Annotated in this window: 9 protein-coding genes; all 9 read right to left on the reverse strand. The window is 50.4% G+C overall.

The features are described 5' to 3' along the window. The coding region (lptD, locus tag AB1690_05580) for an LPS assembly protein LptD (protein ID MEW6014772.1) at positions 1 to 2455 on the reverse strand (2455 nt) is incomplete at its 3' end. Position 2456: 1 nt separating this feature from the next. Then, on the reverse strand, positions 2457 to 3659 hold the full coding sequence (locus AB1690_05585; protein MEW6014773.1) for a DHHA1 domain-containing protein: 1203 nt from the start codon (positions 3657 to 3659) through the stop codon (positions 2457 to 2459). A 117-nt stretch (positions 3660 to 3776) separates the two neighbouring features. Beyond that, complete coding sequence (locus tag AB1690_05590; protein ID MEW6014774.1) at positions 3777 to 4676, reverse strand: hypothetical protein; 900 nt, start codon at positions 4674 to 4676, stop codon at positions 3777 to 3779. Next, on the reverse strand, positions 4677 to 6434 hold the full coding sequence (locus AB1690_05595) for a M1 family metallopeptidase (protein MEW6014775.1): 1758 nt from the start codon (positions 6432 to 6434) through the stop codon (positions 4677 to 4679). Between the two features lie 31 nt (positions 6435 to 6465). Then, positions 6466 to 7227 (reverse strand): fumarylacetoacetate hydrolase family protein, encoded by a 762-nt coding sequence (locus tag AB1690_05600; protein MEW6014776.1) that lies wholly within the window; start codon positions 7225 to 7227, stop codon positions 6466 to 6468. Further along, a complete protein-coding gene (locus AB1690_05605) occupies positions 7228 to 8175 on the reverse strand; it encodes a histone deacetylase (protein ID MEW6014777.1) in 948 nt (315 codons plus the stop codon). A 43-nt stretch (positions 8176 to 8218) separates the two neighbouring features. Then, positions 8219 to 9568: an MATE family efflux transporter gene (locus AB1690_05610; GenBank protein ID MEW6014778.1), complete on the reverse strand. Its 1350-nt coding sequence runs from the start codon at positions 9566 to 9568 to the stop codon at positions 8219 to 8221. A 36-nt stretch (positions 9569 to 9604) separates the two neighbouring features. Further along, entirely contained in the window at positions 9605 to 10981 is a 1377-nt protein-coding gene (locus AB1690_05615) for a hypothetical protein (protein ID MEW6014779.1), read from the reverse strand. Positions 10982 to 10992: 11 nt separating this feature from the next. Then, positions 10993 to 12052 (reverse strand): arginine--tRNA ligase (gene argS / locus AB1690_05620; protein ID MEW6014780.1); only part of this gene is annotated, 1060 nt, incomplete at its 5' end.

The following is a 12052-nucleotide window of genomic DNA, read 5'->3' on the forward strand; positions in this document are numbered from 1 at the left end:
GCAGCCCTTCCAATCCGAATAACCGGGGGTAAACTGTTCCGTATATATCGGTCGAACCAGTCAGCGACGCCCCATAAGAGTACCGCCGGTAAAACTGGTCGGTAGCGATTCCCGCTTCCTGGCTCTGGTCGGTCTCAAATATCTTATACCAGGTCTCCTGATAACGAAAGGATGGCCCGAACTTGAAATATTTCAGGATTGCGACCGGAGCAATTGAGAGACTCGGAGAGTGATTTACAGTCATGAACTCCCGCCGGCTCCGGAATCCGGTCGTGTCGGTGGCGCGGGTGCTGTAATTGCGGAAATTCAAGCCGTATCCGAAATAGATATTCTGGTACCATTTGCGCCCTTCATCCGCCGCGCTCGCACGCGCTTTGCCGCCGAAAAGCGACCGCGATGGAATCGAGAGGGTCGCATTGGGAAGTTCATCAGTGCGAACTTCCCGGTCCAGCGCCACGGAATGAAGGAACTGCGCGCTTAATGACGCCCCCGACCACTGCTTGGATAAGGAAATCTGGCTGCGCAAATCACGGTTCAGCCGTTCGCTCAGGTCGGTCGAAAAGTCCGTATAATACCGCTTATCTGAAAGAAAGGTGCCGTTCGCCCTTAAATTAAACGTCGGCGAGAATGTCTGCGAGTGATTGTAGGATACCGACCAACGTTTGTTTCTGATTTCCCGCAACTGCGACCAGTAGGAATCGGTCGCATAGGAACCGGACAGTTGGCCATCGAATTTGTACCGGACGTTATAACGAAGCGCCGCCTGATATTTGAATCCAAAATCCTCGTAGTAATCCAGCGATGCCTGGGCATCCCAGTATTCCGACGCAGCCCAGTAATAGCCGACATTGGTTATCGAACCGGCCCCCCGCTCAAAATTACCGATTCTAAATGGAAGGAATCCCGAATGCCTTCCCGGTTTGATGGAAAAAACATAATACGGCACTATCAACAGCGGCATCTGCTCGATATAAAATACCACCGGACGCGCAATTATCCGGTCATCCTGAATCATCTTCATTCTGTGCGACTGAAAATGAAAGTGCGGCACTTCCTGGTCGCAACTGGTATAGGTCCCGTTTTCGACATAATAGACATCCTTTTTTTCTCGAAACAGCTCCCTGCCCCGGTAGTACGCCTCCTGATATTCCGAGCGGGATTGCCAGATCATTCCCCGGTCCGACTTAAGCGAATATTCCAGATACGACCCGAGCAATTCCTCTTTGCCGTCATTGAGCACAACCGGGATATAGGTCATGCCGGAATCGTTTGCCGTCGAATCATCAAAAGCCGTGACAACGTCACGGGAGACATTGTACCAAATCCTTTGTGCCGTCAATGACATATTCTTACTGCCGACCTGCGCCGCCTCGGTTAATTTTATAGTAGAGTCGGTTATAGAGTAATCAATGATACTGGAAAGATAGTGAATGGTATCCTCAACGAAGACCCTTCCGGAATCGGACGATTTGAAACGACCGCTGTAGTAGTCTCCTTCGGCGCCGCCGACCACCTGCACCGTCGTAAGCCGCCGTTGGTCAATGAACAACTTAATGGTATCACCAGAGACAGCATTCTTGACTACTTCAGCGCTGTCGATACTGGCCGGCGCATAGAATGAATAAGCCTGCCCGGCGGCGATGATGCTGTCAATCTCCCCCTGCCTGAAATAAAAATCAATCTCTTTCGCTTTCAACTCCGAGTTGTCTATCAGCGTTGAATCGGAACCAGAGGGCTCATTGAAATTGCCGGTGGCATTCCCCTCGACATGAATCCGGTTGAGCGCTTCTCTGCTGGAGAAGATAACCAGGGTATCCCCATTCAGGCGTGAATCCCGCCGGGTTGCCGTGGGCTTATCCAGGAGCAGAAGCAGATTCTCCTCGCCGTACATTATGGCACGCCCCGACCGCGATTCGGTATCTTCCTGTGTAATGACAACGTCACCGTCGGCATAAGCAATCCGGGAGTTCGCGTCAAATGCCACCCGGTCGGCATCGACCTGAACCAGCCGAGCCGAATCAGGATAATTGAGAAACACAGTCGGTCTCTGCAGCATGCGAAACAGCGCGGAATCGCGGCTGTAATAGGCATTAGTCCCGATAGCCTGAATTGAATCCGCAAATGAGGTTATTATTACTTTCTTGCCGGAGGCGTAGACCAGATTTTCGCGGACATAGAACCGCACCCGGTCAGCCTGCAATTGATAAACTGTGTCCTGGATAGTCACATTGCCGTTCAGAATTATTATCTCCCCCTTAACCCAGATTGCCGAATCGGCTTCCAGTTTTCCTCCCTGATGACGAAAGCGAACATTACCGGAAATATAGATAGTGTCTCTTTCGGCGCCGCGAATAATTTCAAATATATCGGAATGCTCCAGAATCAAGGGCTGTTCCGTTTGACTTTGAGCCGCAAACGGCAAGAGAAAGAAAATCAGCGTCAGGAATCGGGGCAATTCAGTTTCCCCCCGAGTTCTTCTCAATGAACGCCGCCACTAATTGTCGCACTTCCTCCCTCTTTTCTTTGGGGAGCCCCCCAACTTGCGCCGAAACGGCGTTTCCCCCGCCTTTGGCATGACTGCTGGAAACTATCATCTTGGCTATCTCCGACGCCGATGGCATCTGCCCCGGCGAAACATTGATAACTAATTTGTCATCATTGAAAAGCAGTACAACCCCCTTGAACTGTTGCACAAACCGGCTGGCGATTTCTTTTATGACTTTCATATCATAGCCGTCACAATCGGCGCAAATCAACTTTCTTTCGGCAGAGCCATCAGCTGCGTCAGCAAGACTCTTGAGCTGGAAAGTCAACAGTCGCTCGGACAGCGCCGCTGTCTCGCGGCGATATGCCTGGCATTGTTCGGTCAGTTTCTCAAACGACCGCTCCAGGTCATTGAAATGGCAGGTCAATTTATTTGACAATCGCGACAGCACCTGATTCTTGATCCGATAATCATATAGCGACTGACGTCCTGTAAGAAATATAATGCGCAGATGCCCCCGTAGCTTTTCGGTTCCGATTATCTTGATAAGTCCGACCTCTCCGGTGCTGCTGCAATGAGTTCCTCCGCAGGCAGAATAGTCGAATTCCCCAATTTGAATGATACGAAATCGTCCCTCCCGCTCCGGTATCTTGCGAACCGGCACCCGGCTCAATTCCTCTCTTGCGTAATACTTGACATAAACCGAAAGATTGCTCATTACTTTCTGGTTTGCCAGTTCTTCCACCTGAATTAGGGTTTCTTCGCTTAAGTCGGGGCAGGAAAGCTCAATGGTCGATTCGACCTCTCCCAGACGAGAGCTGACTGTTTCCGCCTCAGCAACCTCAATGAATGCCCGAGACAGAATATGCTGACCGGTATGCTTTCGCATATTATCCAATCGTCGCAGCGGGTCGATTCTTCCTCGAACTCTGGCGCCGGCCGGCCGTTGCCATTCTTTAAGGTAATGCCAGATTTCGCCGGAATCCTCTTCAACCACTTTGAAAACCGTCGCCTCTTCAAGCTCCCCCAAATCATACAATTGCCCGCCGGTTTCAGGATAAAAAGCAGTCCTGTCCAACGATACCGCCAAACCCTCAGCCGTTTCCCTGACGGCAACCACGGTGGCGTCAAAGTCGAAAAGATTGCTATTATTCAGATATAATCTTTCGGTCATGGTATGCTTACAGTTATACAATTCTTGACCCTGATGGTCTCCAGCGGACAAATATCGTAACAATGAAAAGATAATGCAACAGTTGAATCCCCGCCGCGCGCGACTAATGAAATCGCCCTAAATCCCCAGTTCGGCCTGTTGCGGAAGGAACCTTCCCGGTAAGGCGGAGCGAAATCGCCCCCCCAGAATGAATAGATACCAGAGCTTCTGCCCGCTCCGGGCAAAAGAACATATCTGGAAGAGGATAAATTCCAAAAATATTCCCAGCACGCTCCCCAGAGCGCCGACCGACAGGAGCGCGAGGTTTTCAACCAGCATCCAGATGACCAGAAAGGGGAGGTATGTTAGGAAGTAGACTCCGGCAAGTTGCAGGACACGGGGACGAAAGAAATCGGACCCGTTCCGCAGCCACTCCCGAAATGAGCCCTCCGGTTTGGTCGTAATCGCCGCTCTGACGGCATCGGAAAAAGTCGTGGCGGCTGTCATGATTGCCAGAAGTATCAGCGCCTTGGCGCCCGCCATATACATAGCGCTCCTGCCTACCAGCTTTCCTCCCGCCATCCCAATCAGATTGACAAAGATCAGACCGGCAACCAGCAAAACCAGATAAACAGCTATCATCATTGCCGTGATTTTTAGATGCGCTTTGAAGTTGCACCCGCATTCCTTCCAGAATTCGGACCAATTCACCGGACTTAATTTTCCCGAAACCGCCAGGTAATAAATACCGCCATTGAGAAACTGCGTTATCATCAAGAAAACTATTGCCGCCGTCAGTCCAAAAAGGAGGAACACCGGAACCAGCTCAATATGATTGCCAAACATCTCAATCAGAACCGACAAATCCCAATCATTGAGCAATCTCCGGGAGTAGAGCGATGATGACAGATAGCTATCGGCAACAAGATAGAAAGGGAGAATAAATACCGCCGCAGTCAGCGCCTTCACCAAATACAAAATCAGCCAGAGCCTTCTTGTCAAAATCAGTTTTCCGAAAGATTTCAGAATATCATTCATCTAAAGCCCCGCTACTGCAGAAAGTAACGATTCCAGAAGAAAGAGTAATCCGGATGATAAACGCATTGCCGGTCGGCTGCTGCCGGTCAGAAGCAATGAGTTATCTAACCGGTCCCGGTCAACGGCAAACTTGTCTTCCGGGTCCAGAACCGCTCCGACAGCATAACTTTCTGCCAGTACTACGACTTCTTCGGCGCCGCTTTGCGTATCCCATACCCCTTTCAGAGTATCGCCGTTCGAGAGATAGACCCAATAGCCTATCGGAAAATCAAGCCCCCCCGTTTTGCGGAAACTGAGTTCAATCCGAACCGCAGAGGTGTCGAGACGTTCATTCCGGAGATTCGATACAGAGATATTATGATTATAGTCGTCGTAGAGGATTTTATCCAGGAAATCCTTCAATCGCGCGCCCCCAAACTCCCCAAGAAGATTCAGAAAGTCGGACTCGGAAGGATGCTTGAAAAGAAATCGGCGAAAATATTCCTTCCAGAACCTGTCCGACAGACTATCTCCCAATAGCTTGTCCATAGTTTCGATTGCCAGACCACCCCGGGCATAATTGCTTGAAAAATAATCCAGGTCGTTCAGAAATTGATATGAGGGTTGTGCGATTATGATTCCATCCCCTCCGAATTGCGCCGTAAATCTCCTTAGATTGCGGTCTGACAATTTGAACCCGGCAAAGTCCAGGAGATTCGCCTCTCTGCCCCAGTACTCTTCAAGCACTTCCGACGTAAAAAATTCACTTACCGCTTCATCCATCCAGGGGTTCTCCACCTGATTGCTCCCAATCATGCCGTAAAACCATTGATGGACTATTTCATGGACGACTACGGCGCGAAACATCCGTCCGAAAACGAGGTTCGCCGCCCCGGAATGAAGAACGACAAGTCCCGGCAGTTCGATTCCGCCTGCCATCGAAATATCGGTTAATACCACATTGAGATAGTCATACTGGTAAGGACCCACTCTATCATTCATATATCTCAAAGTTTTCTCAGAAACATCTTTTATCTCTTCCAGCGCTGCCGCTTCATTGCTGTGATAGAAAAGCCGCAGACGGGTCCCTCCGATTTCGAGCGAATCGGTTCTAAAATAGGGCGAGACTGCCAGGGCAAAGTCATGCGCCGGTCCGAAAAAGAAGTTAACCACTCGTCCCGAATCATCCGTTGAGTCCCGCGTTGGGGGCGCCGCTGATGCCACTACATATCCGGCCGGCAGCGAGAGATTAACATCGAAATAGAAATAATCGCCGACCAGTTCGCTAAAACCGCCATAATAGGGATTGTACCAAATCTTGTCCGGCAGCAGTCGCGCCGGTGACGGATACCAGCCGTCAAGAAGATATTCTCTGCCGCGATGCGTCAGTCTGTCCCCCTGTGACGGTATCATGGTCTGGAAAAATATCTTGAAAACTCCGCCTGCTGACTTATGCCCCTTTGGCAATGCCACCTCCCCTTTTGTATATTCCACCTTCAGATCTGCCGTCAGATTCATCCCCCCCAACAGCGCAGAATCGACTATGATTTGGCCAAATCGTCTGGCGCCCGGGTAATCCTGGGCACCGAAGGGACTTCGCCTCATATAGGGAGTAGAATCGGATGAATAGACATTGGGGAAGAGCTGAAACTCAATTGTTCCCGATGAAGGCTCAGCGGGAATTCTGTAAGCGACAAATCCGGTCATTTGATGGAAGACCGTATCAAGAGCCGCCTCGATTCGGAGAGTGTCAAATGAAAAGAGAGCGGGAGCTGTCATCCCCCAGCAGAAAAGTGCAATGAGATTAATTTTACGCAACGTCGTTTACCAATGAGCCGATTCCCTCGATTCTGATTTCAATGCGGTCGCCGACTTTCATCGGTCCAATCCCGGCCGGCGTGCCGGTCGAAATCAGGTCGCCCGGATAAAGCGTCATTACTTTCGAGATGAAACTCACCAGAACCGGCACGGGGAAAATCATCATAGACGTACGCGAGGATTGCCGCAACTCGCCGTTGAGGTAAGATTCCACCAGCAGGTCCTCATATTTAAGTCCGTCAACCACCCAGGGACCAACCGGGCAGAACGTATCGAACCCCTTGGCGCGTGTCCACTGCACATCTTTCTTCTGCAAATCTCTGGCGGTGACATCATTGACACAGGTAAAGCCGAATATATAATCTTCTGCCTCTACCGCCGCTATCTGGCGACATTCTTTTCCGATGACCACCCCTAACTCTGCCTCATAATCGACCCGCTCTGCCATATCCGGATAGATAATTCGCCCTCCGGGGCCAAGCAGCGAGGAGGACGGTTTGATAAAAAGCACCGGCTCATCGGGTTCCTTTGTTGCTGACTGTGATTCCTTAACATGCTCGCGATAGTTTAGTCCGACACAGACAATCTTAGTCGGCTCCACCGGCGACAGGAGTTTAACTTCTGACGGCTGAAAATAGGCTCCGGAGCGGTCCGTTCCCATAGCCGGGTTTCCATTCAGACCGGCGATTCGTCCCTCTTCGAATATCCCCCATTTAATTCCCTCGGTAGTCTCAAATCTGATATATCGTTCCATTTAATCTTTCTGAAGCTCCTTAATATGCTGGTACAGTGAAACAGTATTCCCCTGCGGGCTGTAGCCGCCTTCGAACAGGGAGAAAATCTTCCCCCCGCAATATTCATTCGCCAACGAAACCAGACGATTTGTCATCAGACCAAACCCTTCCGCTGTTACGCGCATGCCTCCCAGCGGGTCCTCTGTATGCGCGTCAAATCCGGAGGTTATTATAATCAATTCCGGACGGTATTCAATCAGTCTGGGGGTGATTCTTTTCGTGAATTCCCCCAGATATATTTCATCATCAGAACCGGCCGGGAGCGGTATATTCAAAGTATAATTCAGTCCTTTTCCTTCCCCTTTTTCGGCCGAGGCGCCGGAGCCGGGATAGAATGGGAACCGGTGCAGCGACACAAAGAGGACATCATCCCGACCGTAAAAAGTATGCTGCGTGCCGTTGCCATGATGCACATCCCAGTCAATGATAGCGACCCTCTTCAGACCGAACTCAACTATCGCCGTTTCCGCGGCCACAGCGGTGTTATTGATAATACAGAATCCCATGCCAAAATTTTGCTCGGCGTGATGTCCCGGGGGACGACCGGCAAGGAAAATCCGCTTCTCTTTACCCGTCAATATCTCTCTGACCGCCCAGACCGCTGCCGCCGCCGTCCCCAAGGCAGCCCGATAGGACCCGGGCGTGACATAAGTATCACCGTCAAGAAATCCGCCGCCCGAATCCGCCACGGTTTCCACCTGGCGGAGATAATTGGGATTATGAATTCTGTGGAGAATGTCAGAGATTTCAACTTCCTCCGGCTTAAGAATTTTCAATTTTGCCTTCAAATCCGATGCCAAGAGGAAATCCAGTGGTATCTTCATTCGGGCCGAATTCTCCGGATGCCCGTACTCCGGTTCGTGAAGTTCATCCTGAATTAATGGTATCAGCCCTATCAACATATACATCTATTTAAGTTCAGGTTCTGGCAAAGTCAAGACTTAATCACCCTCAGATACGTTTCTTCTTCCAATTTCCCTTGCGGAACCAGAAGAACAGTATGACCGCCTTGAAAAAGGATGTTATGGTGAGGGTCCACCAGACGCCGTTGATACCGATATTGAAAGTAAAACAAAGCAGGTATGCCAGCGGCAACCGGGCAATTGACCAGGGGATTGAAACTGACATGGGCGGTATCGTATTGCCGGCGCCGGAAAAAGCGCCCTCCAGAACAATCTCAATTCCCATGAAAACCTGCGACAGTCCCAAAATGAAGAGATAATCGGAAGCTATCGCCTGCACTGCCGGGTCAGAGGTAAAAAGCCCGGCGATTTTTCCCGGAATGCTGATGAAGAATACCGAGACAACAAATGTCTCTAGCACAATCAGTCGCACCGACCCCCAGGCGCATTTCTCCGCCCTTTCGGGCCGCCCCGCCCCAAGATTCTGCCCGACCATAGTTGAGGTTGCCACCGAAAATCCAAATGCAATCAGGTATGAAAGCGCCTCCAGGCGGTTACCGATTCCCATCGCAGCCCCGGCAGCATCGCCGAATTTGTGAACTATCTGAATTATAAACCAGTAGACAAAGACAAAGGTGATATTTTGAAGCGATATCGGAATGCCAATCTTGAATATGCGGAACATCGTGCCGATATCAGGCCGCTGACGATACCATTCGGTCAGTGAAAGACCCAGCCTGCCTTTCCAGATAAGCCATAGAAAAATCAGAAATCCTGTAACCACCGATATGACCGTTGCCGCCGCCGCTCCGGCTACACCCATCCTGGGAAAGGGCCCAATCCCGAAAATCAGAAACGGGTCAAGAACCAGATTCAGGAACGTGGCGGATACAAATGCGACCATGGGGGATTTGGTGTCTCCGGTCGCCCGGAAAATCGCTCCCAGGGCGTCATTAATATAAAAAAGACCAATCCCCAGAAAATATACCCGCAAATAGGTGCTCCCCAGTTCCGCCACCTCTTTTCCAGCCTTCATGAATGTCATGATAGAGGGCGCCAGCCACAAACCGGCCGTGGTAAAAATTACTCCAGCGCCGATTGCCATCAGAATGCCCTGACGGGCAACGAAAGATGCCTGCGCCCGGTCTCCTGCCCCCATGTAGCGGGAAACCATAGCCGTAATGCCGATGACAATAATCGAAATTGTCGCAAAGACGGTCCAGGTTACAATCATCGAGGTGGTAACGGCATCCTGTTCAGGAGTCCCCAGAAAGCCAACCCAGAAGTAATTGATAATCGACATCGCAAACTCAAGGAACATTGACGCCAGAATAGGCCAGGCAAGACGGGCGATGGTGGAGTAAATGGGACCTTCGGTTATATGCTCTACTCGGGTCATTTTGCTCCGGAGGTCATGGGATTATTGGCACGGAAATTAATTGTGAAGAGGGGTAGCCGAAGGGAGGTCCGGCTTAATCGATGCGTGAAAGGTGGCGACCAACTCAGGGTAACTGCCGGCCACAATCTCAAAATTTGTAATAGTAGACCTTTCCTGCGCCGCTAACGAGAGTATAAAAAATGAGGCGGCGATATCCGGATATTTAAAGGGCCCATAGTCGGCGCCGGGAAACTCTTTAATTCCCTCAATGACCAGACCGTCTTCAAGAGTCCCGCACTTAACACCGGCTCTATTCAGATTCTCCGTCAGCTCTTTAAAATATCCACTTCGCACAAAGTTGGCTTCCCCAATATTTCTGATAATCGACGATTCCGGAATCGATGCCGCAATCACTGCCAGAAGGGGCAATTCCTGTATCAACATGGCAGACATTTCGCCGGCCAATTTGCGCCCTTTAAGATGTCCCGGTTCCAACACCAGGTCGGCTATCATCATATCTGCGCTCCGGCTCTTATTCGCCAGTACCGATATGGCGCCCAAACCTTTCAGGTAAGTCAGGAATCGCTGCGATGCCGCGCTTATCGGGACACGCTCCAAAACCGCCCGTTTTCTTCGCAGAATGGCGAAGGCCAACACAGCCGGCAGAATTTCACGGGAAGATGTTATTCGGAATTCCGGGGACAATATGCTCGTCGAAGGATGAAGCATAATCTCCCGCTTATAGTCGGCTGACAATTTCCTTATTTTTCGGCGAGGGTCTTTGTCGTCCGGAACCGTCCGATGTTCCGCTTCTTTGACGGTAATTTTCGCGCCGGCGTCTGCCAGAATTTTAAGGAACCTGTTGTCGCTGTCAATCAGCTCCCTGATTGCCACCGAACAGCCGGAAGCAACGCCGAACATAAAGAGAGTATCTTTGAGATATGAATATGAGGATTTAATCAACATCTCAACCGGCAATTTCTTTCCCGGACGAAAGCTGATGCTCTTTTTTCCCGGGTTCTGTTCCAGTGGCAACCCGGCTTTTGCCAACTGCCCAATAAAATATGCCAGATATATCGGGTCGATGTCGTCAGAGTAAACGAGAGTAGTTTTCACCTCCAGACCGGCTAAATAGCCCATCGCCAGTGAGAGCGGGTAAAAAGAGGTATCGCATTTGCACTCCGGAGGAACTCTGCCGCGGTCGAATTTAGGACTGTCTATCTTAACATAATCATCATTAACCTCAGTATGATGACCGATATCGCCCAGAAACTTAATCACCCTATCGGCGTCAGTTCCTTTGTGCCGATTTTGGATAGTTCCCCCCTGCTCCGATATCGCCGAGATAAAGTACGCCGCCACGGTAGCGAAATAATCTCCCCCGAAAGATAACTTCTCGGGAATCTCTTTTAGCGGATAAATAGAAAAAGACATCTTTCGATTGCCTACATTTCCTCAGGCGCTTCGATGCCCAGGAGATTTAGTCCTTCGTTAATAACCGTTCGAACCGAGGACACCAGCGCCATTCTTGCCGCCGTCAGGGAATCATCGTCCGATAGAATCTTATCAATTCTCCCCGCAGCATCCTTGCGCTGGTAAACTTTATTGAAAGCCGATGCCAGCCCCAGCAGATGCGACACGATTACATTGGGGTCATAAAGCGCCGCCGCTTCATCTACAATCATCGGAAAGCGATATAAAAACTCAATAACCCGTTCCTCTTCGGGATGATGCAGGAGATGGTAATCAATATCCGGTTTGACCGCTTTTCCATAATGCCGCAGAAGCGACGATAGCCGGGCGTGAGTATATTGCAGATATGGTCCGGTTTCCCCCTCGAAATTAAGCACCTTGTTCCAATCGAAATTTACATCCTTTTCTTTGCGGGTCGACAGGTCAGCAAATATCACCGCCCCTATGCCAATCTGCCGGGCGACCCGGTCAATGTCGTTCAGGTCGGGATTCTTCTCCAGAATTTTTTCCCTGGCAAGCGCTATCGCCTTGGCAAAGACCTCCTCCAGGAAAATAATATTCCCCATCCTGGTCGACATCACCTCATCCTGAAATTTAATCCACCCGAATTCCACGTGAAACAGACGCGGCGCAATTCGATTGCTTTCAGGGATATTTTCCGCTTCCTCAAGCAACTCCACCACTTTGAAAACCTGTTTGAAATGGTCATGCTGAGCCGAGCCGACCACATAAAGCGCCTTCTCGAAATGAAAAGTTTCCCAGCGATATAAGATACCGGTAATATCCCGAGTGGCATACAGAGTCGCGCCATCGGCTTTCCGAAGCAAACAGGCCGGCAGGTTGAAACGGGAAAGGTCAACCACCAGCGCCCCCTCTGAAACCGCCGCCAGACCCGCTTTTTTCAGGCGCTCAATAACCGCTTCCATTTTATCGTTGTAAAACGATTCTCCCGTCTGATAATCAAAATGCACCCCCATCATTTCATAAACTTTATTGAACTCGGCCATCGACAAGTCTTTAAACTGCTGCCAC

The sequence above is a fragment of the Candidatus Zixiibacteriota bacterium genome (assembly GCA_040753495.1).
Classification (GTDB): domain Bacteria; phylum Zixibacteria; class MSB-5A5; order GN15; family PGXB01; genus DYGG01.

Bases quoted from the DNA above. Each gene is read 5' to 3' on its own strand.
- AB1690_05595 (MEW6014775.1), bottom strand. From the start codon at position 6,434: ATGACAGCTCCCGCTCTCTTTTCATTTGACACTCTCCGAATCGAGGCG.
- AB1690_05590 (MEW6014774.1), bottom strand. From the start codon at position 4,676: ATGAATGATATTCTGAAATCTTTCGGAAAACTGATTTTGACAAGAAGG.
- AB1690_05585 (MEW6014773.1), bottom strand. From the start codon at position 3,659: ATGACCGAAAGATTATATCTGAATAATAGCAATCTTTTCGACTTTGAC.
- AB1690_05600 (MEW6014776.1), bottom strand. From the start codon at position 7,227: ATGGAACGATATATCAGATTTGAGACTACCGAGGGAATTAAATGGGGG.
- AB1690_05605 (MEW6014777.1), bottom strand. From the start codon at position 8,175: ATGTATATGTTGATAGGGCTGATACCATTAATTCAGGATGAACTTCAC.
- AB1690_05615 (MEW6014779.1), bottom strand. From the start codon at position 10,981: ATGTCTTTTTCTATTTATCCGCTAAAAGAGATTCCCGAGAAGTTATCT.
- AB1690_05610 (MEW6014778.1), bottom strand. From the start codon at position 9,568: ATGACCCGAGTAGAGCATATAACCGAAGGTCCCATTTACTCCACCATC.